The sequence below is a fragment of the Cyclobacterium qasimii M12-11B genome, from assembly GCF_000427295.1.
Lineage (GTDB): Bacteria > Bacteroidota > Bacteroidia > Cytophagales > Cyclobacteriaceae > Cyclobacterium > Cyclobacterium qasimii.
Genome location: NZ_ATNM01000126.1, coordinates 1 through 1,271 on the forward strand (window position 1 = coordinate 1; position 1,271 = coordinate 1,271).

Consider the following 1,271-nt stretch of genomic DNA (forward strand, 5'->3'; position numbering starts at 1 on the left):
CAAAGAAAAGATCCAAAAACTTTAGATGAGATTTCTACAATTCCTGTCAGTGAATTTACAACACCAGAAGAATTCACTGAACTTATAGAAATTCAAAAAAATCTCAAAAAAATCATAAACGGCTAACACTCGTTTAATTTCGCAGTTCTGTTGACGACAAGCCTATGTTCCCAAAGATTCCATAAGCTTTTAATGAATAGTCAGGGGGTAACGATTTGGATAAAAGTTTAGAAAGAGCAAAAAAGAAACTAGATGAATTTTACGAAGCAAATAAAGATTTAACTGGTAAACCTTATGATCTAAGCAAAGGATATTTAGATTGGATAACCAAAAAAACTGATCTAATTAAAAACGAAAAGCATTTCGTTGTACCTGAAGATATACAAATCAAAAGAGGAAGTGGTTTTTTGGGCAGAACTAGGTCATAACGTGGACGAAGAGTATGGAGGAAGACATCCCGTTGTTGTATTAAGAAGAGGTGGAAACACAGCTATTGCAATTCCATTATCTACTCAAGAACCTACTGAAGTATCAACTGAAAAGTGGTATCTATGCTGAAATTAAAACTGTTTATGGTGGATTTCGAAACATGAAAAGATGGGTTAATGTTTTAAAATACAACACCCATGAGTATACAGCGATTTGACTTCAAAAAAATAGAGGTTTTATAAAAGGACCAGATCTTGATCGAATAAATATAGCAATGAAAAAAAGTGGGTTATGGAAATGATTTTTCATAACCCACTTGAATATCTCACTCTATAGTGGTAAAATGATGTATTAGATGAACGAGACGGTGCCAATACGGCACAGTAATGAAGATTTTGAAGGAATGGTCACTCTTATTGAGTGACCATTCAGTTGTTTTAAGGGAACGTTAACATATTTTATGAATAAGATGGCAAGGTAAATAAAATCATATGAACGTGCCGGATTACATTTCAAAATGTAATCAGTACTGAAAGTGACGAAGGGATTTGGCATCTTAGCTAAATCCCTTTTTTGTTTTAGTTTCAAAACAGCTCCTAAATTCCGAAACAAACTCAAACTTATTTAAAACCCTTCTCCCCCCTTGGTATAACTGTATTTTTCAAATCATTTAGTACGCAACGCTTCTTTTCAATTGCACCCTTTTACAAAACAACTCAAATAAAGGGTGCAGGACTTGAAGGGCTTTAACCTCGCTATATCGAACCCTTTTTAAGGGGTGATTCGTGATGGATATGGGAGTTAAATTATCGTCAAAAGACGTTGCAAAGCACCTCGGTATA

The 1,271-nt window shown here is 34.2% G+C and carries 1 protein-coding gene; it reads left to right on the plus strand.

From position 1 onward, the window contains the following. Positions 1-215: 215 nt before the first annotated feature. Complete coding sequence (locus tag ADICYQ_RS27765; protein ID WP_020894213.1) at positions 216-428, plus strand: hypothetical protein; 213 nt, start codon at positions 216-218, stop codon at positions 426-428. Positions 429-1,271 lie beyond the last annotated feature (843 nt).